Source organism: Sinorhizobium psoraleae (genome assembly GCF_013283645.1).
GTDB lineage: Bacteria > Pseudomonadota > Alphaproteobacteria > Rhizobiales > Rhizobiaceae > Sinorhizobium > Sinorhizobium psoraleae.
Window position 1 is genome coordinate 1,178,014 of sequence record NZ_JABEKV010000002.1, and the last position, 25,299, is coordinate 1,203,312.

The following is a 25,299-nucleotide window of genomic DNA, read 5'->3' on the forward strand; positions in this document are numbered from 1 at the left end:
ACGGCGGAAAAGGAGTTCATCGAAGATGCGATTGGGCGGAAGACTCGCCGGGGCCATCGAGGTTCTTGACGATATAGAGAAGCGGAAGCGTCCCGTCGCCGACGCACTCAAGGACTGGGGTCTTTCCCACCGCTTCGCCGGATCGGGCGACCGCGCGGCCATCGGCAACATCGTCTACGATGCGCTGCGGATGAAACTCTCCCACGCCTATCTGATGGATAGCGACAGCGCGACAGCGCTTGGCCATGCGGTCATGTACCGGCAGTGGGGCTTTACCACGGATACGCTTGCGGCGGAGCTCGCCGACGACAAGTTCGCGCCGGAGTCCCCTTCGGCGGGGATGATGAACGCCTTTGCCGAGCGCCGGCTCGAAGACGCGCCCCTCCACGTGCAGGCGGACATTCCGGAATGGACGCAGGCTTCCTTCGAGGAGAACTTTTCTGAGAACTGGCTCGCGGAAGCCCAGGCGCTTGCTGGCCGGCCGACGCTCGACCTGCGCGTCAACACGCTGAAGGCGAGCCGTGAGAAGGTCCTGAAGGCACTCGAGCGGAGCGGCGCCGAGCCCGCAACGATTGCGCGCCACGGCGTGCGCATTCCGGCCGGCGAAGGCGCTTCGCGGCTGCCGAACGTGACGGCGGAAATCTCGTTCCAGAAGGGCTGGTTCGAGGTCCAGGACGAGGGCTCGCAGATCGTTGCCGATCTCGTCTTCCCGCACGAAGGCGAGCAGGTGCTCGACTACTGCGCCGGCGGCGGCGGCAAGACGCTCGCCATGTCGGCGGCGATGAACAACAAGGGCCAGGTCCATGCCTATGACACCGATCGCAAGCGGCTGGCGCCGATCATCGAACGGCTGAAGCGCGCCGGCACCCGCAATGTGCAGGTGCACGAATCGGCGGAGGCCTTGGCGCCGCTTGCGGGGCGCTTCGATCGCGTGCTTGTCGATGCGCCCTGCACCGGCACCGGTACGTGGCGACGCCGCCCGGACACGAAATGGCGCCTCACGCAAAAGAACCTAGAGGAGAGGTTGGCGCAGCAGGAGGAAGCGCTCGCAAGCGCCGCCCAGTTCGTCCGCCCGGGCGGCCATCTGGTTTACGTGACCTGTTCGGTGCTTCCCGAGGAGAACGAGTCGCAGGTCTATGGTTTCTGCGAGGACAACCCGGAATTCGAAATCCTCTCGGCCGCCGACACATGGGCAACACTCTTCGGCACCGACAAGCCGCAGCCGTGGTCCGCCGACATGAAGACGGTCACGCTGACACCCGCTTCGACCGGAACCGACGGCTTCTTCTTCTGCCTTATGGGCCGCAAGGCATAGTTACGGGCTGCGCCCGGAGAAGTGGCAGATTGAAAACATTCTAAACTATACACTTTGACACAAGTTTACTTTTGGTCCATGAAAAGTTCGCTTTAGGGGGGCCCGGAGAGACCTTGCTCGCGGCCCTGGAAGAAGCAAAGGAGAGGGTCATGACCAAGAATTTCATCCGCGCCGCCGCGCTAGCGCTCATGACGGCCACATCGGCGCTGGCGCTGCACCCGGCGAATGCCGCCACCGACGCCGCCGCGGTCGTCAAGCACTATGCTGCCGTTGCACATGCCAAATACCGGGACGCGCTGACGACGGCCGAAGCACTCGACAAGGCGGTCGACGCGCTGATCGCAGGCCCGAGCGAAGACACCGTGAAGGCCGCGCGCGAAGCTTGGCTCAAGGCGCGTAACCCCTATCAGGAAACCGAGGTCTACCGTTTCGGCAATACGATCGTCGATGAGTGGGAAGGCAAGGTGAACGCCTGGCCGCTCGACGAGGGCCTGATCGACTATGTCGATGCGAGCTACGGCACCGAAAGCGACGAGAACGCTCTCTTCGTCGCCAACGTGATCGCCAACAAGACGATCAAGATCGACGGCAAGGATGTCGACGCGACGAATATTACCCCGGAATTCCTGTCCGGGACGCTGCAGGAAGCAGGCGGCATTGAGGCGAACGTCGCGACTGGCTACCACGCGATCGAATTCCTGCTCTGGGGACAGGACCTGAACGGCACTGGCGCTGGCGCCGGCAACCGCTCCTATACCGACTTCGACACCAAAACCTGCACGAACGGCAGCTGCGATCGCCGCGCCGCCTACCTGAAGGCGGCCTCCAGCCTGCTCGTCGCGGACCTCAAGGAGATGGTCGCCAACTGGACGCCGGACGGGGCTGCCACCAAGGCAGTCGAGGCCGATCCGAAGGCTGGCCTTGCCGCCATTCTCACCGGCATGGGCTCGCTTTCCTACGGGGAACTCGCCGGCGAGCGCATGAAGCTCGGCCTATTGCTGCATGATCCGGAAGAAGAACACGATTGCTTCTCGGACAACACGCACAACTCGCATCTCCATGACGCGATCGGCATCCAGTCCGCCTATACCGGCGAATATACCCGTGTCGACGGCACGAAGCTGACCGGCCCCTCGCTTTCCGAACTCGTTGCCGCAAAGGACGCGACCCTCGACAAGGAAATGAAGGACAATCTCGCCGCCGCCGTCGAAAAGATGCAGGCGATGGCCAAGCGTGCCGAAACGGTCGAGGCCTACGACCAGATGATCGGCGAAGGCAACGCCGAGGGCAATGCCACCGTGCAGGCAGCGATCGATGGCCTCGTCGCGCAGGCGAAGACCGTCGAACGCGTCATTGCATCGCTCGACCTCGGCACGATCGAGCTTGAAGGTTCCGACAGCCTGGATAATCCTGGCGCCGTCTTCCAATAAGCGAAAAGGCGGGCCGCTCCGAAAGGTGCGGCCCGGCCCAAGTCCAATGCATGTGACCTCCCGCCTCCTAGCGCTGCCGCTTGCCGCGCTCATCAGCGTCACCGCAACCGCAGCGACGACGGGCGACGGTCCCGGCCTCGCCGTCAATGCGGAATTCCAACGGATTGCAACGGCTGAAATCGGGAAAGGCGGAGTCGATACCCCCCTCTGCCCTGCCGGGCATCTCCCCCACAAGGGGGGAGATTGGCCGCAGGCAAAGCATTGCCTGACGGCGAGTGCACAAGTGCCGGGGTGGTCGCATTCAACGATACAAGCCGCGAGTAATCGGGTGAGCGAGGCATCGCCGCTGGCCGATCTCCCTCCTTGTGGGGGAGATGCCCGGCAGGGCAGAGGGGGGTGTAGCGCCGGGCAGGTAGCAGACAATCAGATCTCGTCTCGCCCCGAACGCCAAGACCTTTCCGAGCGCGACCGCGAGCGTGTGCTGATCGTCACCCAGCCGACGACGGATTTCTCCAAGGCCGAACAGTTCGAGGCCCTTTCCGCCGGCGCCACAACAACGATTGCGCCGATCGACCGGAAGGCGTTCTCCCAATTCTCGGCGAACCTGGCCTTCGAAGACGAGCAGAACTTCAAGCTCGGCAAGGCGCTATTCGAGAAGCTCTGGGTTTCGTCGCCCTCGTCTACGCAGGCCTCCGACGGACTCGGCCCGCTCTACAACGCCCGCGCCTGCGAGAGCTGTCATCCCCGCGATGGGCGCGGCCGGCCGCCGGAAGGAATGTCGGACGCAACCTCGATGTTTTATCGCCTTGCCCGTGCACCGCGCGACGACGCCGAACGGCAGGCGATCGCGTCCCATGCCACTCTCAATTTTCCCGATCCTGTCTACGGCACGCAGCTTCAGGACAGTGCCGTGCCAGGGATCGCAGCCGAAGGGCGCGTCACCATCGGCTACACGGAAGCGCAGGTGACGCTTGCGGGCGGCGAACGCGTTTCCCTGCGCAAACCACATTACGCGGTCGCGGACCTTGCCTATGGTCCGCTCGATCCGGCGACGACGCTCTCACCGCGCGTCGCCTCGCCGATGATCGGTCTCGGACTGATCGAAGCGATCCACGAGGCCAATATTCTGGCGCGTGCAGATGCCGACGACCGCGACGGGGACGGCATCAGCGGGCGGCCCGCCCTGCTCCGCGACGCCAAAACCGGAGCCATGGTGCTGGGTCGCTTCGGCTGGAAGGCGCAGAGCGCGTCGCTGCGCCGCCAGGCCGCCGATGCCTTCGCCATCGACATCGGCATTTCCAGCCCGGACAACGACCGCAGCCATGGCGATTGCACCGACGCGCAGACCGACTGCCTCGCGCTCCCCGTCGGCGTTCAAGAACGGCTCGGTCCCGTCGAGGCACCCGAGCCGGTGCTTGGTCTCGTGACCTTCTATGCCTCCAATCTGGCCGTGCCCGCCCGCCGCAAGGCAAGCTTCCCGGAAACGCTTAAGGGAAAGCAGCTCTTCTACGAATCCGGCTGCACGGCTTGCCATACGCCGAAATTCGTGACCCGGCGCGATGCGCCGCACAAGGAGCAGGCGTTCCAGTTGATCTGGCCCTATTCGGATTTCCTGCTGCACGACATGGGTGAAGGTCTCGCAGACGGCCAGCAAGTCGGCGTCGCCGATGGCCGCGAGTGGCGCACGCCGCCGCTCTGGGGGATCGGATTGACGCAAACCGTCAGCGGCCACACCTACTTCCTCCACGATGGCCGCGCCCGCAATCTAACCGAGGCCATTCTTTGGCACGGCGGTGAAGCAGAAAAGGCACGGAACGGCTTTGCCAGCCTGCCGAAGGAAGACCGTGAAGCCCTGATCACATTCCTGGAGTCCCTCTGATGCGCCTTTGGCATTTCCTGGCACTCGGCCTTCTCCTCATGGCGCACGCCACCATGCCGGCGGCAGCGCAGGAGGGAACCGCGCTCTCGCCGCGTGTGCTTGACGAGGCTGCCCTGCCGGGCGTCATGGCGAAGGCCGTGGACGACTTCGTCATTCCCGGCTATCGCGACCTATCGCACTCAACGGCCCTCCTCGTCGAAGCAACGTCGATGCTTTGCCGCGCCCCGTCCGAGCCAGCGCTCGAGACGACGCGAGCAGCTTTTTCCGGCGTCGTTCGGAAATGGTCGGCGATCGAAATCGTCCGCCTGGGGCCGGCGCTGGAGCAGAACCGGTTCGAGCGGTTCCTGTTCTATCCCGATCGCAAGAGTACCGGCCTCAAGCAGGTACAGGCCATTCTTGCCAAGGGCGACGAGACAGCAACGGAACCGGGCCGCCTCAAGACAAAGAGCGTCGCGGTGCAGGGGCTCGGCGCGCTTGAATACGTCCTTTACGGCACCGGAGCCGAGGTGCTCGCCGGGAAGAACGGCGATTTCCGCTGCCGTTACGGCCACGCGATATCGCAGAACCTGAAGGCGATCGCCGGCGAATTGCTTGCCGCATGGGAAAAACCGGACGGTATACAGGCGGCCTGGAAGAAACCCGGACCCGGCAATCCGCTCTTCCGCGACAACAAGGAGGCCGCGACCGAGCTGCTCGGCGTCCTGGTCCACAGCGTCGAGATGGTGAAGGACCAGCGGCTGCGACCCTTTTATGCTGGGGCAATCGACGGGAAGCGGGACGAGGGTCGTCCGAAGCTCGCCATCTACTGGCGCTCGGAAAATACGATGCCATCGATCTCGGTGAATCTCCGGGCGCTGCAGATGCTCTTCAACACGGCCGGGATGGAAAGCCTGCTTCCCGCCGACAGCCGCTCGATCGCCGGCTCGGTAAACTTCCTGTTCAAGTCATTGATCGACGCAGCGGACCGCATCGATGGTCCGATCGATGCGGCCCTTGCCGACGGAAAACAGCGGGCCACGCTCGATTTCATCGCGCTCAACACGGCCGACCTGCTCGACAGGCTGAACCGGGACTTCGGCGGCGCGATCGGACTTGGAGCCGGCTTTTCGTTCGCCGACGGCGATTGACCGGTTTCAGAGAGCTGTCGGGCGCTCAGGTTGACAAGTCGGCCCTTTGGGCGCAAAGGGCATTCCGTGTCCGTCTTCGGGCATGTTTCACCATAAGGATCAACCGGAAATGAACCCCGACAGTCGAAGTCGAGCCTTCATGCTCACGGCCGTCCGGTCCTGATTGATCAGGGCTTCGGGCGGTCGGACGACTTGGCCCCATGGAGCCCCAAATGCTGCGCATCTACAAAAGCCAGAACAGCCATCTCGTGCTCGTCGATCTCCTCAACGGTCTGGCTTCGCCGGAGCCGGTGATCTGGTTCGACCTCTTCAATCCTTCCGCCGAGGAGACGCGGCTCGTCGAGGACAGGCTGGCAATCGCGATCCCTACACGGGACGAGATGCAGGAAATCGAACTTTCCGATCGCCTCTATCAGGAAGACGGCGCCGAGTTCATGACGATGACCGCGGCGGCGAAACTCGACAGCGACTATCCGGCCAAAGTGCCGGTGACGTTCATTCTCAAGGGAACGAGTCTCGTCACGGTACGTCACGCCGATCCGAAGTCGTTTCAGGTCTACGCCAACCGGATCCAGAAGCCGAACGGAGCGGCGTGCGAAACCGGCGAACTCGTGATGCTCGGACTGCTCGAGGCGATGATCGACCGCACGGCGGACGCACTGGAGCGCGCCGGCAACGAGGTCGATGCGATCTCGCGCGAAGTCTTCCGAAAGTCGAACGCCAGCGCCACCAAGAAGACGCGCGACCTGCAATCGCTGATCGAGCAGATCGGTCAGAAGGGCGACCTGTTGACGATCATTCGCGAAAGCCTGGTCAGCGTCGGCAGGCTCGTCGCCTATCACGTCGCGATCGAGGGAAATGGTCAGCGTAAGGCGGCAAAGGAGAGCCGTCAGCGGGTCAAGCTGATCCAGCGCGACGCGACTTCACTCGGTGATCACGCGCTGTTTCTCTCGAACAAGATCAATTTCCTGCTCGACGCGACGCTCGGACTCATAAATCTCGAACAGAACCAGATCATTAAGATCTTCTCGGTGGCTGCTGTCGTGTTCCTGCCGCCGACGCTGGTCGCCTCGATCTACGGCATGAATTTCGACGTGATGCCGGAGTTGAAATGGCAGCTCGGCTACCCCTACGCACTATCCATGATGGTGCTTTCGGCTTTGCTGCCCTTTCTCTATTTCAAACGCCGGGGCTGGCTGTAACGCGATTATCTGTTACACCCAATGGGGATCGGCGGCAGCATCATCGCCGCCATCGTCCCGTTTACGACAAGACGCGCATGAACGCGAAAAGCCTCATCGACCGACGCAGCTTCATCAAAATGGCAGGTGCCGCCTGGGTGGCGACGCTTGCCCCGCGTGCTGTCTTTGCGCTCGAACGCGCGGATGCCGTCTTCGCTTCGGCCTTCATGGACCCGGACGGCAGCTACGGTGTCGCGACGCTCACGGAAGAGGGCGAAATCGTCGACCGGACGCTGCTGCCGGCGCGTGCTCACGGCATGACGTTCTCTCCGGAAAGCCGCCGGGCAGTCGCCTTTGCCCGCCGGCCGGGTACCTATGCCGTGATCTTTTCGCCGGGCGGCACGGCCGAGCCGGTCGTCATCACCGCCGCCGAGGGTCGGCATTTCTTTGGCCACGGCTGTTTTTCCGCCGACGGGCGCTTGCTTTACGCCACCGAGAACGACTTTTCCGCCAATCGCGGCATGGTCGGCGTCTACGACGGGACCAAGGGATTTGCCCGGATCGGAGAATTTCCGACCTATGGCATCGGACCGCATGACATGACGCTTGCCGCCGACCGGAGGACGCTCGCGGTCGCCAATGGCGGCATAGAGACCCATCCGGCCTTCGGACGCACCAAGCTCAACCTCGATCAAATGGAGCCGAGTCTCACGCTCGTCGACACCCTCACGGGCGCGCTCATCGAAAGGCACGTGCTGCCGAAGGAGCTTAGCCGGCTTTCGACCCGGCACGTGGACATCGATGCCGAGGGAAAAATCTGGTTCGCCTGCCAGTACGAAGGGGCGCGCAACGAGCTGCCACCGCTCGTCGGCCACTTTTCCCCGGGCGAAGACCTGGCCTTCCTCACCCTCCCCGAGCGGACGACCGAAGCGCTCGCGAACTATGTCGGCGCAATCGCCGTCAACCGCCGCGAAGGGCTCATCGGCCTGACTTCCCCGAAAGGCAATGTCGCCGTTACGCTCGATGCCCGGACGGGCTCCGTTTTGAAGCAAGAAGTCATCGCCGAGGCCGCAGGCGTCGCCGCGGCCGCGCACGGATTCGCCGTTTCCTCGTATGACGGGCGCTTCAAGGAGCGCAAAAGCGCCGTTGCCTGGGACCAGCATATCGTCAGATTGGGATAGCCGCGATCACATCGCGGCATTCCCGGCGCCGGAAAGCGCTGTGAGATCGTCCCAGCGATAGGCGACCTGATCGTAGATTTCTCCGCCGACGCTGACGCGCCCTCGACCGACGACGCGGGCACCGAGCCGTTCATAAAAAGCGCGGTTCGGATTGTCGGCCAGCACCCAGGCAAAAAGCGACGAGGCGCCCGTGTCCCGGCAATGCCCGGCAATCGTGCGCACGAGCGCAGAGCCGATGCCGGCACCCTGGAACTCCTCCAGGAGATAGAGCGTATAGAGTTCCCGATCGAAGGCCGGCGGCATCGAACGCGCCCGCCCGTAGCTCGCCAGGCCGATGACCTTCTTGGTGGCCATGTCGACTGCGACGGTGTGGAAAACGCCTGCGGCGCGCATCCGGCGCGCATGCCGGATCGCCTGATCCTCGACTGTCATCGCATCGAGATACGCATCGGAAATGAGCCCGCGAAACGTCGACCGCCAGGTTTCGACGAGCACTGACGCCATCATCAGGACATCGTCGCGGACGGCCGGTCGGATTTCAATGCGTCTGATGTTCCTCATTGTAGACATATATGGATCAGCAGGGGTTCGCGAAAGCAAGCGCCGGTCCCAATTTGCGCATCTTTTGCCCCGATGCGGTTGAAGCGCGAAAGCTGGCGCCGGCGGTTGCCCAGCGCGCCGATTTTCCGCGTCGCTCATGCTTGTCCTGCTTCCGCCCGCGTGCCACTGTCGGGCGAAGCGGGCAGTCGGCCCCGCCCTCGGAAAGGCTTCTTCTATTGATCGACGACAGCGAGCCGCATGATTTTCACGCCCGCATCCGGGAAAGCTTCAACCGCCAGGCGGCGATGCACACCATCGGCGCGGAGTTGACGCGCATCGAACAGGGAACGGTAGAGATCGAATTGCCCTTCGACGGCAAGCTCACGCAGCAACACGGCCTGCTGCATGCCGGGGTGATTTCTGCCGCGCTTGACGCCGCCGGCACCTATGCGGCCTATTCGCTGATCGACCCCGACGCATCGCTGTTGACGATCGAATTCAAGGTGAACCTTCTGTCGCCCGGCCGCGGCGACCGCTTTCTTTTCCGCGGCGAGGTGACGAAGCCTGGCACGACAATCATCGTTTCGGATGGGCGGGGCTATGCCATACGCCCGGACGGTCCGGCAAAGCTGATCGCATCGATGACGGGCACCATGATGGTGGTGCGCGGACGCGAGGGGATCGAGGGATGAGCTTTGAACTGAAGTCCGTGGCCGGCAGGAAGATCCTCTACGTGATGGCGGTCGACGCGGAATATGGGCCAAGTCTGCGCGCCCGGATTGCACCGCTGATGACTGGCGTCGGCCCGGTCGAAGCCGCCGTCACATTGACGCGGACGCTCGCCAGGCTCGATGGCGGCAATAATCTGCCCGATCTCGTCGTTTCGCTGGGCTCGGCGGGGTCCGCCACGCTCGAACAGACCGAAGTCTACCAGGCGACCTCAGTCGGCTATCGCGACATGGACGCGTCCGTGCTGGGTTTCGAGAAGGGGGCAACGCCGTTCCTCGATCTGCCCGCCGTCGTCGACCTGCCCCTACGCATTCCGGGCGTAAGGGAGGCGCGGCTTTCGACCGGCGCCAATATCGTCTCGGGAAAGACCTATGACGGGATAGACGCCGACATGGTCGAGATGGAGACCTTCGCGGTCCTGCGTGCCTGCCAATCCTTCGGCCGGCCGCTGATCGGGCTGCGCGGCATTTCAGACGGAAAGGCTGAACTCAAGCACGTCGACGACTGGACCGAATATCTGCACGTGATCGACGAGAAGCTGGCCGCGGCGATCGACAGGCTGGAAGCGGCAATGGAAACCGGTGAAATCAGGCTCTGAAGGCCCTAAATTGTCGGGGTGCAATGTAATCGTTGCACTGATCCCGGGCTTTGATTAAAGGCTCGCCATGATTAAGGGGCAGGACCTGACCCCAGCTCGTTTGAAGGCCCGACATGACCCAGACAGCCCATCCCGATACCGTCCTCATCATCGACTTCGGCAGCCAGGTGACCCAGCTTATCGCCCGGCGCGTGCGTGAATCCGGCGTCTATGGTGAGATCGTCCCGTTCCAGTCGGCCGAGGAGGGTTTCAAGCGCCTGAAACCGAAAGCGGTGATCCTGTCGGGCAGCCCGGCCTCGACGCTCGAGATCGGCTCCCCCCGCGCGCCGTCGGTCATCTTCGACAGCGGCCTGCCGGTCTTCGGCATCTGCTATGGCCAGCAGACCATGTGCGCGCAGCTCGGCGGCAAGGTGGAAGGCGGCCATCACCGCGAATTCGGCCGCGCCTTCCTGGAAGTCGAGAAGGAATGCGCCCTCTTCGACGGTGTCTGGTCGGTCGACTCGCGCCACCAGGTCTGGATGTCGCATGGCGACCGCGTCACCGCGATCCCGCAGGGCTTCGAGGTGGTCGCGACCTCGTCCAACGCTCCTTTCGCCTTCATCGCCGACGAGAAGCGCAAATATTACGCGGTGCAGTTCCACCCGGAAGTGGTCCACACGCCTGATGGCGCCAAGCTGATCGCGAATTTCGTGCACAAAATCGCCGGCATCAAGAGCGACTGGACCATGTCGGCCTATCGCGCCAAGGCGGTCGAGGCGATCCGTGAGCAGGTGGGCGACAAGAAGGTGATCTGCGCGCTTTCGGGCGGCGTCGATTCCTCCGTCGCTGCGCTTCTCATTCACGAAGCGGTCGGCGACCAGCTTACCTGCATCCTCGTCGACCATGGCCTCATGCGCAAGGACGAGGCGGCGAACGTCGTCGCCATGTTCAAGGAGCATTACAACCTCCACCTCCTCCACGTCGATGCCTCCGACCGCTTCATCGGCGAGCTCGAAGGCGTCAGCGATCCGGAGACCAAGCGCAAGATCATCGGCCGTCTCTTCATCGAGGTCTTCGAGGAAGAGGCGAAGAAACTCGGCGGTGCCGATTTCCTCGCGCAGGGCACGCTCTATCCTGATGTGATCGAAAGCGTTTCCTTCACCGGCGGCCCGTCGGTGACGATCAAGTCGCACCACAATGTCGGCGGCCTGCCGGAGCGCATGAACATGCAGCTCGTCGAGCCGCTGCGCGAACTCTTCAAGGACGAGGTGCGCGTGCTCGGCCGCGAACTCGGCCTGCCGGACAGCTTCATCGGCCGCCACCCCTTCCCCGGGCCAGGCCTTGCGATCCGCTGCCCCGGCGGCATCACCCGCGAGAAGCTCGAGATCCTGCGCGAGGCAGACGCGATCTATCTCGACGAAATCCGCAAGGCCGGCCTCTACGACGCCATCTGGCAGGCCTTTGCCGTACTCCTGCCGGTGCAGACGGTCGGCGTCATGGGCGACGGGCGCACCTACGAATTCGTCTGTGCGCTCCGCGCCGTAACCTCGGTCGACGGCATGACCGCGGATTTCTACCACTACGACATGGAATTCCTCGGCCGCGCGGCAACCCGCATCATCAACGAGGTCCGCGGCATCAACCGCGTCGTCTACGACGTGACGTCTAAGCCGCCGGGCACGATCGAGTGGGAGTGATTCAGGCCTGTCCGGCCGTATCCGGTTCTGCGCCAGAGCACGCCACAACGTGCTGATATAAAATAAAGTGCTTCCTATCGGCACCTATCGACGGGCATAGAGTCAATCTAGCGAAGGGTCACAAGTCGCATCGTGTCGGGGACGGCACTTCGCGGGAGGACGATCGGATGCACCTGACATGAGCACGACTCCTCGCCGCAGCACCACTGGTCTGCGGCAATTTCTGGATCTTGAGCAGCAGCGCAATTGGATAGAAGGCAAGACGAACCTGCACGACGCCGACGAGCGTTCGGAGTCCCTAGAACAGCGGTTCAAGTACGTCGCGCGGTTTCAAAAGCTGCTTCGTCACCCGCAAGCACAAGAAGTTCTGGAGATTCTGAGGCTCTACGGCCAAAACTGCATCCCTATCCCGCGCAAGACCGAGCGTCACTACTGGTCAGTTTCTTGTCTGCCGTCGACCTCCGACAAGCCGCTTGTCCGCGTTAATGCGAGCTGGATGGAGCTTTTCACGCTCTATGCGGACGGCGAGGGCATCCGTGCCAGATTCCTGGTGCATCTTTCGGATTTCACGATGGACCAGTCACCCGCGCAGGGCCACGTGGACGAGCCCTTTCTCGAGCACTGCGTCACGACGCCAGAAGACGTCGGTTATTTCTTCCCGCGCGGCGAGGACATTTTTGGCATCAATGTGCGGGCCTCGGGCTCTATCCGCAAATTCCTCGCGACCGGCCGCGTGTTGCGCGCCATTCGGACTTTCAATCTGACGCACATGAACCGAGGTCGGAACGCCTACCAGGCGAGCCACTGCTACAGCCTGGCGGATCACATTCTGGAAGGTTGAACGGCTCCGGGATGCGCGCCACGCTGGCGACGTTGCCGGATCGCTCCAACGTCCTGGCCGCGACGGCTTTTCGCGATCCCTCATCGGGAAGCAGCCATTCGCGCTCTGCACCTCAACCGTCGAAAAGTTTTATAGCCGGACTGCGACTCAACGGCGGTTCAGCAGTCGGGCCACCGCCTCGCGGACAAGGGCGGGGATGCTTTCGGGATCATCCAGATAGGCGCTTTCCAGCAAGCCGTCCGATACGGCGACGAGGAGGGAGGCCGTGACCGAAGGAACTGGATCGCCATCCGCGGCAAGAAGGTCGCGGAGGCTGTCGTGATACCATGAGCGGCGCGCATCAATCGCCTGCCGCACAGGGCTGGTCGGGTCTGGATATTCCGCCGCCGCGTTGAGGAACGGACACCCCCGCCAGCCCCCCGCGACCACGGCCTCGCTGATGCGCCCCATGATAGCCGCGATCATTTCCCGTGGAGGCTGCTTCGGCAGCGCTGCCACTGCTGCCCGCCCGAGCCTGTCCTGCTCCTCGATATAGGCGACGACGAGTTCTTCCTTCGACGGAAAATGCTTGTAGAACGTCGCCTTTGCCACGCCGGCCTCCGCAATAATGCGGTCGATGCCCACGGCATGGATGCCCCCCTCGTAAAAAAGCCGGGTCGCTGTGTCGAGCAAGCGGCGACGCGCGGGACTATCGTCAGGGCGGCTATGAGACTTTTTTTCTTTCATCGCTTGCCTCTAACAGACAGGTCTGTATATTACAAGAAGAAGACAGACCTGTCTGTATATAGGAGGGCATCATGCGATCGAGAGAAACATCCGAAATCATCCGCCGGTTTAACCAGGCGTTTCAGGAGCACAATCCTGCGCTCCTCGAAGACCTGGTCGCGCCGGATTGCGTCATGGAGTCGATCCAGCCGGCGCCGGAAGGCACCCGCTACGAAGGCTACGATGTGAATCTGGCGTTCTGGCAGGGCATGGCGGCCGACCGCGTCAACCACTTCGAGGTGGAAGACACCTTTGTGATGGGCGACCGCGCCAACATCCGCTGGCGCTTCCATTTCGGCGACGGTGGCTCGATCCGCGGCGTCAGCCTGATCCGTGTCCATAACGGCCGGATCGTGGAGGCTTTGGCTTATGCCAAAACACCCGGTCAGTCGGCTCCCCTGCCTGAGTGACCGCTGCATGTGGCTGCGTCATCCGCGGCACGGATGACAAGGCAAGTGTGAGTTGCAAGCACCGTCTTTCTTTTGTTCAACCGGAGCCTCGTTCATCACCGGCCACACGCTCGGGATCAACGGCGGCACCATGGCTCAATGTGGTGGGAAAATGACCGCTGATAGCAAAGTCACCCGCGAAATCATGGAACGCTTCAACAGCGCCTTTGAGGCGCACCGCCCCGAAGACCTCGACGACCTGATTGGCGAGGGCTGCGCTCTCGAGAATACGGCGCCCGCTCCGGATGGAGCGCGTTACGAAGGACGTGAGGCATGCCTCAACTTCTGGAAGGGAATCGCATCCTCCGCGGACCTTGCTTTTGAAGCGGAGGAGATTTGGGCCTGCGAGGACCGCGGGATCATCCGCTGGCAGCTCCGCTGGAGCGAGCGCGAAGCTGACCGGGTTCGAGGCGTCAACGTCATGCGCGTTCGGGACGGAAAGATCGTCGAAGCACAGGGATATGTAAAGGGACCATAGGGATCGAGGGACGCAAGCGCCGCGCAGCGCGCACTTTCGCATATCGGGAGAGTCCGATCTTGATGGCGACCAGCACAGGCGCGGCGATGACGAAGAGCAGGGCGACTGCGTTGAACGCGGTGTCGAACGCGATCACGGTGGACTGGCCTGTGACGACCCTGCCGAGCAGGCTCGTTGCTGCTCGGCCGGCGGCCGCGGCGTCCAACCCTCGCGCCGCGAGCATGGCTGCCGTCTTCGTCAGCCGCTCGCCGACCGCGGGGCCTCCGGCAGTGACGTTGGCTCCAAGGACCGCGACATTGGCGGCGACGTTATGGTCGATCAGTGTCTGGAGTGCGGCGACCCCGATAAGACCACCAAGCTGACGACCCGTATTGAAGAGACCTATCCCGGAGGCGAGATTTCGGCTGTTGAGGTTGCTGAAGGCGATCAGCGTGATCGATAGAAACAGGAATCCAAGACCGAAGCCGCGCAACAGGATCGCTGCCATCATGTCGTCCGCGCCGCTTTCGCTGGTCGATCCGGACAGCATCCACATCGCAGCCATGATCATCAGGATTCCGAAGGGCACCGTGGCGACTGGAGGGACGCGGCGGACCTGCACGAGAAAGGCCGCAACGAGGAGCGAGCCGATAAAAAGCGCGCCACTTGGCAACAGCAGTTGGCCGGCGTCGGTGGGCGTGAACGCGAGGACGGACACGGCAAACGACGGGATCAGGAACGCGCTCCCGAACAAAGCGGCGCCGGCGACGAAACTGACGACGAAGGCGAAGCAGAAATCCTCCGATTTGAACAGGGTGAAGTCGAGCAGACCTTGGCCCTTGGCCAGTACCTGCTGGGCGAGAAATGCCAGCAGCGCGGCTGCACCGACCACGGTCGGCCACAGAATGCGCGGTTCCTCGAACCAGTCCCATCGGCTGCCCTGGCTGAAGACATAGGTGAGGCAGAAAAGCGCGACGGAGATCAGCGAGAAGCCGATCCAATCAAACGGACGTTGCGCGGCCTTGGCAAACATCGGGCTGTCCGCAATCAGCAGAACTCCCGCGGCCGCCAAGGCCACCGGAACAATGCTGAAGAAGATCCATGTCCAGGACTGGCTATCGAGCAACCACCCCTGAAGGGCCGGGGCGATTGTCGCCGGGGCGACAACCGACCCCATGGCAAACAGGGCTTGAAGGATCGGTTGGCGGGATCGCGGATAGGCGAAAAAAATGGTCGCCTGGCCGCCGACAAGCAGGATGCCGCCGGAGAAACCCTGAACAAGTCGAAGCGCAATCAGCAGGTCCAGCCGAGCCGTGACGGCGGCAATGCCGCACGTCATGCCCATGATGAGCGTTGAGCCGATGATCAGGTTCAGCGGATTGACACGGTTCATCAGCAAGGGGGCGGCCATGAATCCGATGAGCTTGAGCGCGGTGTATCCGATATCCAGCCAGGCGAACTCATCTGGCGTTGCATAGGTGTCGCCGATGATATCGCCGCGGCCGAGCGAAAGCACGGTGCTGGCGATCGCCTCCGTCAGCGTGGCAAGCACTATGCCGGCGACGAGAAGCGCTCCTGTCGCTGGTCTGTCGCGGCTCGGCGCAGTGGCGATGGCTGTGGTCATGAGCCACTCCCTCGATCAATCTCGACATGCACTTCGGCATATTGGAGGCTGGCCTTCTTACGTCCCATTTGGAGTCCACCGTTGAGCAAAGCTGCCAGCGAGCGAATAGAGTTCCGCCGGCTCGACAAATCCCGTGAGTGCATACCGGCCAGCCGTAATCGCCGTTCCGGGATTGAGGAGCATCGCAAATCGCTTGGACATCAGGAGTGGACGGCTGGTCGCGCTGCATACGGCCTGAATCCGGCTCACCAGATTGACGTCGGGCCCTATCACCGTGAAATCTAGCCGCCGGCCCGAGCCTATGTTGCCGTAACCGACCTCTCCGTAGTGCAGCGCGATGCCGGCATGGAGTTCAGCATCGGGTGCCGCGAACCGACCCAAGCCTTCCAACGCACTTAGTGAGCCCTGCAAGGCGGCAGAGCAGGACGCGGCGGGACTATCGCGATGAAAAAAGGCGAGCGCCGCATCGCCCATGAACTTGATCACCTCACCGCCCGCATCGGCAATTGCCGGCACGACGCGATCGAAGTAGGCGTTGAGAAGTTCGAGCACCCGCTCTGCGGGCAATCGGTTAGACAGCTCCGTGAAGCCACGCAGATCACAGAGCATCAATCCGGCCTCAAGCGTTTCGACTTCGCCACGGCGGATGCGGCCCGCCATCACGCGCCGCGCTGTCGTCGCGCCAACATAGGTATCGAGCAGAGTCAACTCGACTCTCCTGAGAGTGCGCAGCTCGCAGGCATTGCGCAGAGCTGGAACGATCCGGTCCAACGCAGCCAGCTCTGACGGGGCAAAGCCGATCGGGCATGTCGTCGAGAAGGTTGCGGCACTGACCAGGCCATCGGCGTTGCACAGCGGGACGATGACGAATTCGATGAGACCGCGTCCGTGAAAGAGGTCCGTATGGACCCATGCTGGGTCGATGGAGCCATCGAGACGCACGATCACTGGCTTGCGCGTCTCCATGACGCGACGGAGCGGGCTGCCTGCGAAGCCCGGCGAAATTTCGGTGCCGTGCTCCCTGTCCCGAACCTCCACGGCTTCGTTGGGTGCCCAGGCCACGCTGCGGCCGAGAATTTCCGGGTGCAGCGTTCTCAAATTGAGCGTCAGCCGGTCGATTGGTAAACCGGCCGCTCGGAGGCGCCGTCCGAACCCTGCTGCGAGACCCGCGTCGTCAAGTTCGTGGCATTCATCCCCTACCAGCCATTCGATCAGTTCGATCGTGGCCGCCGTACTAATGGAGCCGCCGCTAGCACCGGGCGGCGATCCGGATCTGCCGCATTCTGCGATCATCGTTCCGTCTCTTTCCCTCAACACGCCGCCGTCACGAGCAATTAGCTTGGCGATTTCGTCGTCGCAAAGCCGCTTTCTCGATCGACCTCGACACGCGCGGACAAGCCGGGCACGAGCCGGCCGGCCAACGGATTGCTGGCAAACCGGATCTTCACCGGAACGCGCTGGACGACGCGAACGAAGTTTCCTGTTGCATTGTCTGCGGGGAGCAGGCTGAAGGCAGAGCCACTGCCGGGCGCAAAGCTGTCAACCACGCCTTCAAGCCTATCGTTCGGGTAGCCGTCGACGGTGATGCGGACGCGCTGACCGGACCGGATATGTTCGAGCTGGGTTTCCTTGAAATTCGCCACGATCCACACAGAGTTGACCGGAACGATGTCGAGCAAGGAAGCCCCTGGCGCGACAAGCCGGCCGATGCGGACCTGGCGGTTGCCGACAACGCCGCCGACAGGCGCACGGACGACGGTGCTATCGAGATCGATTTGGGCCAGATCGCGCGCGGCCTGTGCCTGCGCCACGGCGGCAACGGCAGCTTCGCGCTGAGCGGCAAGGACGGCGATGCGTTGCTGCTGAGCCTCGACCGTTGCCGAGGCGGCCGCCACGCCCGCCTCGGCTCTCGATCGTGCCGCATCACTTTCATCGACGTGGGCCTGGCTGATTGTATTGCTGCGGATAAGCTCGCGGCGGCGGTCGTAGGCTTTGATCGCGAGGTTCATCTCGGCCACGGCGGAACGTCTCTGGGCCTCAGCCTGTCGAACGAGGGTATGCTGAAGCTCTGTCTCCGCATCGACATTGGTGAGGCGAGCTTGGGCAGCTTCGACATTGGCCACTGCTTGCGCAAGCCGCGCGCGGTAGTCTCGATCGTCGATCCGGAACAGGATGTCACCCGCCCGGACGGTTTGGTTGTCCTCGACCTCCACGGCCGTGACGTAGCCCGCTACCTTTGGGGCGAGCGAGGTCACGTCCCCGCGAACGTAAGCGTTATCTGTCGAGATTTCGCCGCTCGAGCGAGCCTGAGCCCATCCGGCAGCCACGACTATTACGGCGCCGAGGCACAGCAGCAAGCCGATGATCTTTTTCCTGTTGATCTGCGCCACGACGCCCTCCGGTAATGTGCGTTACCATTGACACATATGGTAACGGACGTTACCAGTCAAGAGGGTGGATTTTGATGAGAGGCTAGAAGGCCGTGGTTGCAGCAAAGTCAGGGCGTACGAAACGTCGCCGAGAGATCCTTCTTCAAGCGGCCGCCGAGGTCTTTTTCGAACAAGGTTACGCGGCGACAAGCATCGACGCGATCATCGAGCGTGCCGGCGGATCGAAGCGCAACATCTACAATGAGTTCGGCAACAAGGAGGGCCTGTTCGCGGCCATCGTCGCCGAAAACGCAGACAAGGTGCTGTCGACCTTGGCAATCGAGGAAATCGAAGGGCACGACCTGGAGGAGACGTTGACAGCGTTTGGTCGGCGTCTCATGGAGCTTTACAAATCGCCAACCTTGATCGGCATCTACCGAATTGCCATCACCGAGACCAATCGCTTCCCTGATCTCGTAAAGTCGTTCCATGAACAGGGACCGGGCCGGGCCACGTCCCGGCTCGCCGAGGTCCTTGAAGTCGCCAGGCAACGAGGAGAAATTCGGACGGCTGATTGCCTCCGCGTGGCCGGGCACTTTGTAGGCATGATCCGCGACAATCTTCTTCAGGTCATTCTTGGAATCCGCCCGTCGCCGTCAGACGAGGAATCGCGGGTGGCAGTCGCTTCCGCCGTAGAGATCTTTTTGAACGGTGTTCGACCAAGGCAGGACAAGCAGACTGACCGCCCGTGAGGGATGTGATTCGAAAGAAGCCTTCTGCGCAGCCCGCGACAGCCTAGCTGCCAAGAATAGGGCCATAGCTCGAGGCGCCGAACTGCTGCGCTCGACTTACCGCTTCTTCGGATTTGGCAGCACCCGGAGATTAGGATTATATTCATATCCACAGAGCAGTTCGGGCGCCAGCCGCTGGCTTCGACGCCCTTGGGAGGACGGGATGGATCAGCTTTCGCTCGGCTTCGATACAAGGACGGCACCGGTCGCCACCGATCTCCTCTATTTTGCGGTTCTGCCGGAGCCGGCTGCGGCAGAACGCCTGGTCGAGGCCGGCCGCCGGCTGAAGAAGAAATATGGCCTGTCCGGCCGGCTCTACCCGCCGGAGCGGCTTCACGTTTCACTTGTCGGTCTCGGTCGCTTCAGCGGCCTGCCGGAGGTTGCCGTTTCGGCCGCTTGCCGCATCGGCAACAGGATCTCGGCATCGCCGTTTGACGTGACGTTCGACCGGGCGGCAAGCTTCCGGACAGGAAGCAGTCGCGCGCTCGTCATGAGGTGTCGCGAAGGCGCTGGTGCGCTTCAGGCCATTCACAGGCAGATCATCGGCTCGCTGGATTGCTCCAGCCGACCGTTCGAGCCGCATCTGACCTTGTTCTATGACGACTACGCCGTACCGGAGGTCCACCTCGAGCCCGTCACCTGGACGGTGCGCGATATCGTCCTCGTGCACAGTCTTTATGGCCGAGGCCGTCACCGTCATCTTCGCCGTTGGCCGCTCGCCGCCTGATCTGCGGCGCGCGTCAAGGTCTGCTCGCCATCCTGGCTTGCACGGCAGGCCCCGGCAGCACATAAGCACATCCGGTAGGGGCGTCGCCCCAAATCTTGAGGACGAGGCAAAGTGGAAATTTCGGAAATCATCATCGCCGGCGACACGCCGGGCGTCGAATGGCGGCTGCCGGTCTTCCGGTTCAAGGGCAGCAGGCCCGAAGCCCCCCGGGTCTATATCCAGGCGGCGCTTCACGCCAACGAACTGCCGGGCACGGTGCTCTCGCATTTCCTCCTGGAGAAGCTGCGCCAGGCGAATTCCGACGGCGCGATCCTCGGCGATATCACCGTCGTTCCGCAAGCAAACCCGATCGGTTCGGCGCAATCGCATTTCGGCGAACTGCAAGGTCGCTTCGATCTCGGCTCCCGCACCAACTTCAACCGCGATTTCCCGCTGATTTCCCTCGGCGGGCGGGACAAGCTGCTCGATGACCTCGACCGCCACTCGGCAATGGACAGGCTGAAGCGGCATCTGCTCCATATGGCACTCGGCGCCGACTTGGTGCTCGACCTCCATTGCGATGATGAAGGGCTGCAATACGCCTATATCGACGAGGCTTTCTGGCCAGAAGCGGCAGATCTTGCCACCGCCCTCGACATGAAGGCCGTGTTTCTCTCCGACGGAGAAAGCTCCGCTTTCGAGGAGGCTGTGTGCCATGCCTGGAAAAACGAGACCGAGGGCCGGAAGAAGACGGCCCTGCCCGGCAGGCTTTCCGTGACGGTGGAGCTGCGCGGCACGCGCGACGTCTATCCGGAAACTGCCCGGAAGGATGCCGAAGGCGTGTGGCAGTTTCTCCTCGGGCGAGGCGTCATCGCCGGCGCGCGCACTGATCTTCCGGCCTTCGCCGGCAAGGTCGCGCCGCTCGACAACATCGAGATCATCCGCGCGCCCGAAGCCGGCGCGATCCTGTTCCACCGCGATATCGGAGAAAGCGTGAAGGCGGGAGACCTGGTCGCAACGATCATTGCCAGACCCGGGATGCCGGACGGCGCGGTCGAGGTAAGAGCGCCCCAGAACGGCCTTGTCGTCACCCGCGTCTCGGCGCGTTTCGCACGCCGCCGGTCCGACCTCATGAAGATCGCCTGCGGGCAACCGTCGGGCGCGGCTCGCAAGCCCGGTACGCTGGAAGCCTAAGGGCAATTCCAGGAGAAGTGCGCGACGTTTTTCCTCGCATCACACGGCGGCGGTCTTTATTTTCGGACTATCGAGCAGGATCGTCGAACGAAGCGTCTTGATTTCGGCGATCTGCTCGAACTCGCTCCAGAGCAGGCGCTTGTAGTCCGCGACGTCCCGCACGGCGATCTTCAGCAGAAAATCGAAGTCGCCGGCAACCGTGTGGCATTCGACCACTTCCGGCATCCGCGAGACCAGTTCGATGAAACGCTGTCCCACCTTGCTGGCGGTGCGCTCCAGCGTCACTTCGACGAATGCCTGGAAGCCGATGCCGGCGGCCTTGGGATCGATCACGACCGTCTGGCGGATGATGCCCGCAGCATAGAGACGCGCCAGCCGCCGTGACAATGGTGCCGGCGAGAGGCCGACCCTTTCCGCCAGTTCGTTGTTGCTTCTCGATGCGTCCTCGACGAGCAGGCGGATAATCCGCCGATCGATCGCATCCAGCTCCGTTTTTCCGCGATCCATCGCCAATTCGCCCCAACCACAGAGTTACGCAATCTTGAAGAGGGATTTTCCGCCTTCACGCAAAAACCTGCAAGCGATCTCTGTAGAAGGAGCAAATATAGCATCGAATTTGCTTCAAGACCATTTTATAGAGAGAACCAACAGGCCGCTCATGCGGCTTGCCTTTCCGCCTGCCTAAAACAACTATCTCCCGATCGTTAGAACCAGAGGGAATTTGGCATGTTCGATGCTCTCGCCCGTCAACCCGACGACCCGTTGCTGGCCCTGATCGGCCTCTTCCGAAGGGACGATCGCCCCGGCAAGGTGGACCTTGGTGTCGGCGTCTATCGTGACGAAACCGGCCATACGCCGATCTTCCGGGCCGTGAAGGCAGCGGAGAAGCGGCTATTGGAAACACAGGACACCAAGGCCTATGTCGGGCCCGAGGGGGATGCCCTCTTCCTCGATCATCTCTGGACACTCGTCGGCGGCGACACGGTGGAACGGAGCCATATCGCAAGCGTGCAGACGCCTGGCGGCTCGGGCGCATTGCGGCTCGCGGCCGACCTCATCCACCGCCTGGGCGGCAAACGGATCTGGTTGGGCCTGCCGAGCTGGCCAAACCACGCGGCCATCTTCAAGGCGGCGGGTCTCGAAACGGCAACATACGACTTCTTCGACATTCCCACGCAGACGGTGCTCTTCGACAATCTCGTCAGTGCGCTTGAGGGCGCGGCGGCCGGCGACGCCGTCCTGCTGCATGCAAGCTGCCATAACCCGACCGGCGGAGCGCTGAGCGAGGCGCAATGGCTGGAGATTGCCGCAATCGTCGCGCAGCGGGGTCTCCTGCCGCTGGTCGATCTCGCCTACCAGGGTTTCGGCCGCGGCCTCAATCAGGACGTGGCCGGCCTCCGGCATCTCATGGACGTCGTTCCGGAGGCGCTCATTGCCGTTTCCTGCTCGAAATCCTTCGGGCTCTACCGCGAACGCACCGGCGCCATCTATGCACGCACCGCCTCGCCGGCCTCCGCCGACACGGTGCGGTCCAATCTCGCCGGGCTTGCCCGCACGAGCTATTCCATGCCGCCAGACCATGGCGCGGCCGTGGTGCGCACAATTCTGGCCGACGACGACCTCGCCCGCGACTGGGCGGAGGAACTCGAGGCGATGCGCCTGCGCATGACGGGCATCCGCCGGGCGCTTGCCGAAGGGCTCAGAACGCGCTGGCAGGCGCTGGGCGCAATCGCCGACCAAGAAGGCATGTTCTCGATGCTGCCGCTCTCGGAAGCGGAAGTCATGCGGCTGAGAAGCGAGCACGGCATCTACATGCCGACGTCGGGCCGCATCAATATCGCCGGGCTGAAGACGGCGGAGGTCGCCGGCGTCGTCCACAATTTCACGAGCCTCTGACGGAGCCGGCGGAGAAATGAAGGTCGAGGGAGAGGTCGGCATCGACGCGCCAGTGGAACGTCACAGGCTCTATGAGGATGGGCTCGCGATCGTCACCGGCACGCTGATCGTTTCGCTGGGCGTCGTGATCTACAGCAAGGCGGTGCTTCTGACCGGCAGTACCGCCGGCCTCGCCCTGCTGCTGCAATACGCAACTGGAGCCGGGTTCTGGCTGGTCTTCTCGCTCGTTAACCTGCCCTTCTACGTTCTTGCCGTCCGGCGGCTTGGCTGGCCGTTCGCGTTGCGCACCTTTCTCGCCGTCAGCCTCGTCTCGCTCTTTTCCCGGCTGACGGCTCAGTGGGTGGAGTTCGCGCGGATCGATCCGGTCTACGCCGCCGTTGTCGGCGGCGGGTTGATGGGCATGGGGTTACTCGTTCTCTTCCGCCACCGCACCGGTCTCGGTGGCATCAATATCCTGGCGATCTACCTGCAGGAGAAGTGGGGAATCCGCGCCGGCTATTTCCAGTTTGCCCTCGATCTGTCGATCCTTGCGGCCGCTGTCTTCGTGCTGCCGCCGGCCAACCTCCTGCTCTCGATCATCGGTGCTGCCGTCGTCAACATGATACTCGCGATCAACCACAAGCCCGGGCGCTACGCCGGAGTGACCTGAAGCTCGGCGGCTTTTCTCGCAAAGCGTGTCGGGCTATGTGTCTGGCCGATAACGCTGGAGTTGGCAATGACGGTTACGATCTACGGCATCAAGAACTGCGATACGATGAAGAAGGCACGCAGCTGGCTCGAAGGCCGCGGCGTCGCCTACAGGTTCCACGACTACAAGGCCGAGGGAATCGATCGTGCGCATCTCAGGCGCTGGTGCGACGAATTCGGTTGGGAGACGGTGCTCAATCGGTCGGGCACGACCTTCCGCAATCTACCGGAGGCAGACAAGCAGGACATGACGGCGGAAAAGGCCATTGCGCTGATGCTGACGCAGCCGTCGATGATCAAGCGCCCGGTGCTCGATACCGATGGCAAACTGTTGATCGGTTTCAAGCCGGAACTCTACGAAGCTCGCTTCGGCGCTTAAGAGGTACGCCATGTCCAAGACGACCCGCGCCACTCAGACGCTCGCAAAAGCCGGCGTTTCGTTCACCGTGCACAGCTACGACTACGATCCCGGTGCCGAGCGCGTCGGCCTTCATGCGGCCGAGGCGCTTGGAGAGGATCCTTCCCGTGTGCTGAAGACGCTGATGGCAGAAGTGGACGGCAAGCCGGTCTGCTGCATCGTGCCTTCCGACAGGGAAGTCAGCATGAAAAAACTGGCAGCCGCTTTCGGCGGCAAGTCGGCGAATATGATGAAGCCCGCCGAGGCCGAGCGTTTGACCGGTTATCATGTTGGCGGCATCAGTCCCTTCGGCCAGAGAAAGAGCGTTCCGACCGCGATCGAGGAAGCAGCGCTTGGCGAAGCGCTGGTCTACATCAACGGCGGCCAGCGGGGGCTGCAGGTGCGGCTTGCACCGACGGACGCGCGGGCGGCGCTGAAGACGATCGTCGCTCCTTTGATTGCCTGACATAGATGCAACTGCATACATCTTGACGGATCCAGCGGGGCATTATATATGCAATTGCATCTACATGACTCAGCAGGGAGATTATCGATGACCGCGCCACTGACCCTGATCAGCCACCACCTCTGCCCCTATGTTCAGCGCGCCGCGATCGCGCTCTCCGAAAAAGGCGTACCGTTCGAACGTGTCTATATCGATCTCGCCGACAAGCCCGACTGGGTTCTGAAAATCTCGCCGCTCGGCAAGGTCCCGCTTCTCCGAATTCCCCAGGATGGGAGTGAGGCGATCCTCTTCGAAAGCTCGGTTATCTGCGAATATCTGGAAGAGACCCAGCCAGGACCGAAACTGCACCCGGCCGACCCGCTGACACGGGCGCGCCATCGCGGCTGGATGGAGTTCGGCTCGGCCATTCTTTCCGATCTCTGGGTCTATGAAACCACCCAGGACACCGAGACGCTGGAAGCCAAACGAGGCGTGCTCAAGGCTAAATTCGCGACGATCGAGGCAGAACTCGGCGACGGCCCATTTTTTGCGGGCCCCAATTTCAGTCTGGTCGATGCCGTTTTCGCGCCGATCTTCCGCTATTTCGATGTGTTCGACACGATATCGGACATGGGCATCTTCGACGGACTGCCGCGCGTCGCCGCGTGGAGAAAGGCACTTGCCGCACGGGCAAGCGTGAAGGCCGCGGTGACCGCCGACTATCCGCAGCGGCTGATGGAGTTCCTCAGGAAGCACGAAGCGGCGCTTCTCCGGTCCGGACGCACCGCCGCGTGACGCGGCGATCACAGCGCCGCGCGTCTTTTCAGGCGCGCAAATGATGCTGTAGCACTTTGAACTGCTGCATGTTTTATCCTTAAATCGGCTACGGCCAAGAAAACATGCAGTGGCAAAAGCCTTCTGTTTTCGGCTGAACCGGTCTAAAACGGGCGCGCCGCTCGATCGCGCGCGTCCTGGACGCGCAAGACGGCGACGGTAACCGTAAGCCAGGCGCTCGTTTCCAC

General features: G+C 62.7%; 25 protein-coding genes and 1 pseudogene. 20 read left to right on the forward strand and 6 right to left on the reverse strand.

Annotated elements, in window-relative coordinates:
• The first annotated feature begins 25 nt into the window (after positions 1–25).
• From ILFOPFJJ_RS14300 to ILFOPFJJ_RS14325, 6 genes and pseudogenes are all read left to right on the forward strand, one after another.
• A complete protein-coding gene (locus ILFOPFJJ_RS14300) occupies positions 26–1,315 on the forward strand; it encodes an RsmB/NOP family class I SAM-dependent RNA methyltransferase (protein ID WP_173511184.1) in 1,290 nt (429 codons plus the stop codon).
• Between the two features lie 149 nt (positions 1,316–1,464).
• Positions 1,465–2,745, forward strand: coding sequence for an imelysin family protein (locus ILFOPFJJ_RS14305; protein ID WP_173511185.1), 1,281 nt, complete (start codon positions 1,465–1,467; stop codon positions 2,743–2,745).
• Positions 2,746–2,791: 46 nt separating this feature from the next.
• The gene (locus ILFOPFJJ_RS14310) at positions 2,792–4,624 is read left to right on the forward strand and encodes a di-heme oxidoreductase family protein (protein WP_173511186.1); all 1,833 of its coding nucleotides are present in this window, start codon (positions 2,792–2,794) and stop codon (positions 4,622–4,624) included.
• Positions 4,624–5,751: an imelysin family protein gene (locus ILFOPFJJ_RS14315; RefSeq protein WP_173511187.1), complete on the forward strand. Its 1,128-nt coding sequence runs from the start codon at positions 4,624–4,626 to the stop codon at positions 5,749–5,751. The genes ILFOPFJJ_RS14310 and ILFOPFJJ_RS14315 overlap by 1 nt, the downstream gene beginning before the upstream one ends.
• Before the next feature lie 212 nt (positions 5,752–5,963).
• A complete protein-coding gene (locus tag ILFOPFJJ_RS14320; protein ID WP_173511188.1) occupies positions 5,964–6,953 on the forward strand; it encodes a magnesium transporter CorA family protein in 990 nt (329 codons plus the stop codon).
• 77 nt (positions 6,954–7,030) lie between these two features.
• Positions 7,031–8,174, forward strand: a pseudogene (locus tag ILFOPFJJ_RS14325) (DUF1513 domain-containing protein).
• Here ILFOPFJJ_RS14325 and ILFOPFJJ_RS14330 read toward each other — a convergent pair.
• Complete coding sequence (locus tag ILFOPFJJ_RS14330; RefSeq protein ID WP_173511190.1) at positions 8,120–8,674, reverse strand: GNAT family N-acetyltransferase; 555 nt, start codon at positions 8,672–8,674, stop codon at positions 8,120–8,122. The pseudogene ILFOPFJJ_RS14325 and the gene ILFOPFJJ_RS14330 sit on opposite strands and share 55 nt — an antisense overlap.
• 218 nt (positions 8,675–8,892) lie before the next feature.
• Between ILFOPFJJ_RS14330 and ILFOPFJJ_RS14335 the strand changes: the two genes are divergently transcribed.
• The 4 genes from ILFOPFJJ_RS14335 to ILFOPFJJ_RS14350 all read left to right on the forward strand — a co-directional run bounded on the left by ILFOPFJJ_RS14335 (position 8,893) and on the right by ILFOPFJJ_RS14350 (position 12,497).
• The gene (locus tag ILFOPFJJ_RS14335; protein WP_173511520.1) at positions 8,893–9,345 is read left to right on the forward strand and encodes a PaaI family thioesterase; all 453 of its coding nucleotides are present in this window, start codon (positions 8,893–8,895) and stop codon (positions 9,343–9,345) included.
• A complete protein-coding gene (locus ILFOPFJJ_RS14340) occupies positions 9,342–9,980 on the forward strand; it encodes a 5'-methylthioadenosine/S-adenosylhomocysteine nucleosidase (RefSeq protein ID WP_173511191.1) in 639 nt (212 codons plus the stop codon). The genes ILFOPFJJ_RS14335 and ILFOPFJJ_RS14340 overlap by 4 nt, the downstream gene beginning before the upstream one ends.
• 113 nt (positions 9,981–10,093) lie before the next feature.
• Positions 10,094–11,656, forward strand: a complete 1,563-nt coding sequence (gene guaA / locus ILFOPFJJ_RS14345; RefSeq protein WP_173511192.1) for a glutamine-hydrolyzing GMP synthase — start codon at positions 10,094–10,096, stop codon at positions 11,654–11,656.
• Positions 11,657–11,834: 178 nt separating this feature from the next.
• Positions 11,835–12,497: a hypothetical protein gene (locus ILFOPFJJ_RS14350; RefSeq protein WP_173511193.1), complete on the forward strand. Its 663-nt coding sequence runs from the start codon at positions 11,835–11,837 to the stop codon at positions 12,495–12,497.
• 147 nt (positions 12,498–12,644) lie between these two features.
• Here ILFOPFJJ_RS14350 and ILFOPFJJ_RS14355 read toward each other — a convergent pair whose 3' ends face one another.
• Positions 12,645–13,223, reverse strand: coding sequence for a TetR/AcrR family transcriptional regulator (locus tag ILFOPFJJ_RS14355; protein WP_173511194.1), 579 nt, complete (start codon positions 13,221–13,223; stop codon positions 12,645–12,647).
• 71 nt (positions 13,224–13,294) lie between these two features.
• Between ILFOPFJJ_RS14355 and ILFOPFJJ_RS14360 the strand changes: the two genes are divergently transcribed.
• Together ILFOPFJJ_RS14360 and ILFOPFJJ_RS14365 are read left to right on the forward strand one after the other, a co-directional pair.
• On the forward strand, positions 13,295–13,672 hold the full coding sequence (locus ILFOPFJJ_RS14360; protein ID WP_173511195.1) for a nuclear transport factor 2 family protein: 378 nt from the start codon (positions 13,295–13,297) through the stop codon (positions 13,670–13,672).
• Positions 13,673–13,823: 151 nt separating this feature from the next.
• Positions 13,824–14,189, forward strand: a complete 366-nt coding sequence (locus ILFOPFJJ_RS14365) for a nuclear transport factor 2 family protein (RefSeq protein WP_173511196.1) — start codon at positions 13,824–13,826, stop codon at positions 14,187–14,189.
• On the opposite strand, the gene ILFOPFJJ_RS14370 is transcribed toward ILFOPFJJ_RS14365, so the two are convergent.
• Genes ILFOPFJJ_RS14370 through ILFOPFJJ_RS14380 form a run of 3 tightly spaced genes read right to left on the reverse strand, consistent with a single transcriptional unit; the run spans position 14,131 to position 18,182 of the window.
• Complete coding sequence (locus ILFOPFJJ_RS14370; protein ID WP_173511197.1) at positions 14,131–15,792, reverse strand: DHA2 family efflux MFS transporter permease subunit; 1,662 nt, start codon at positions 15,790–15,792, stop codon at positions 14,131–14,133. The genes ILFOPFJJ_RS14365 and ILFOPFJJ_RS14370 overlap by 59 nt on opposite strands.
• 57 nt (positions 15,793–15,849) lie before the next feature.
• Positions 15,850–17,085, reverse strand: a complete 1,236-nt coding sequence (locus ILFOPFJJ_RS14375; RefSeq protein ID WP_173511198.1) for an adenylate/guanylate cyclase domain-containing protein — start codon at positions 17,083–17,085, stop codon at positions 15,850–15,852.
• Between the two features lie 41 nt (positions 17,086–17,126).
• Positions 17,127–18,182: an HlyD family secretion protein gene (locus ILFOPFJJ_RS14380; protein ID WP_173511199.1), complete on the reverse strand. Its 1,056-nt coding sequence runs from the start codon at positions 18,180–18,182 to the stop codon at positions 17,127–17,129.
• Positions 18,183–18,274: 92 nt separating this feature from the next.
• Between ILFOPFJJ_RS14380 and ILFOPFJJ_RS36225 the strand changes: the two genes are divergently transcribed.
• The 3 genes from ILFOPFJJ_RS36225 (at position 18,275) to ILFOPFJJ_RS14395 (ending at position 20,852) form a co-directional block, all read left to right on the forward strand.
• Entirely contained in the window at positions 18,275–18,913 is a 639-nt protein-coding gene (locus tag ILFOPFJJ_RS36225) for a TetR/AcrR family transcriptional regulator (protein ID WP_173511200.1), read from the forward strand.
• Positions 18,914–19,115: 202 nt separating this feature from the next.
• Positions 19,116–19,679, forward strand: a complete 564-nt coding sequence (locus tag ILFOPFJJ_RS14390) for a 2'-5' RNA ligase family protein (RefSeq protein ID WP_173511201.1) — start codon at positions 19,116–19,118, stop codon at positions 19,677–19,679.
• 111 nt (positions 19,680–19,790) lie between these two features.
• Positions 19,791–20,852 (forward strand): succinylglutamate desuccinylase/aspartoacylase family protein, encoded by a 1,062-nt coding sequence (locus ILFOPFJJ_RS14395; RefSeq protein WP_173511202.1) that lies wholly within the window; start codon positions 19,791–19,793, stop codon positions 20,850–20,852.
• Positions 20,853–20,891: 39 nt separating this feature from the next.
• On the opposite strand, the gene ILFOPFJJ_RS14400 is transcribed toward ILFOPFJJ_RS14395, so the two are convergent.
• A complete protein-coding gene (locus tag ILFOPFJJ_RS14400) occupies positions 20,892–21,359 on the reverse strand; it encodes an Lrp/AsnC family transcriptional regulator (protein ID WP_173511203.1) in 468 nt (155 codons plus the stop codon).
• Between the two features lie 219 nt (positions 21,360–21,578).
• Here ILFOPFJJ_RS14400 and tatA point away from each other — a divergent pair, with 219 nt between their 5' ends.
• The 5 genes from tatA to ILFOPFJJ_RS14425 all read left to right on the forward strand — a co-directional run bounded on the left by tatA (position 21,579) and on the right by ILFOPFJJ_RS14425 (position 25,072).
• Entirely contained in the window at positions 21,579–22,748 is a 1,170-nt protein-coding gene (gene tatA / locus ILFOPFJJ_RS14405; protein WP_173511204.1) for a tyrosine aminotransferase, read from the forward strand.
• Positions 22,749–22,764: 16 nt separating this feature from the next.
• Entirely contained in the window at positions 22,765–23,397 is a 633-nt protein-coding gene (locus ILFOPFJJ_RS14410) for a YitT family protein (RefSeq protein ID WP_173511205.1), read from the forward strand.
• Positions 23,398–23,463: 66 nt separating this feature from the next.
• Positions 23,464–23,814, forward strand: a complete 351-nt coding sequence (locus tag ILFOPFJJ_RS14415) for an ArsC family reductase (RefSeq protein WP_173511206.1) — start codon at positions 23,464–23,466, stop codon at positions 23,812–23,814.
• 10 nt (positions 23,815–23,824) lie between these two features.
• A complete protein-coding gene (ybaK, locus tag ILFOPFJJ_RS14420; RefSeq protein ID WP_173511207.1) occupies positions 23,825–24,298 on the forward strand; it encodes a Cys-tRNA(Pro) deacylase in 474 nt (157 codons plus the stop codon).
• A gap of 87 nt (positions 24,299–24,385) precedes the next feature.
• The gene (locus ILFOPFJJ_RS14425) at positions 24,386–25,072 is read left to right on the forward strand and encodes a glutathione S-transferase family protein (protein ID WP_173511208.1); all 687 of its coding nucleotides are present in this window, start codon (positions 24,386–24,388) and stop codon (positions 25,070–25,072) included.
• Positions 25,073–25,299: the final 227 nt, after the last annotated feature.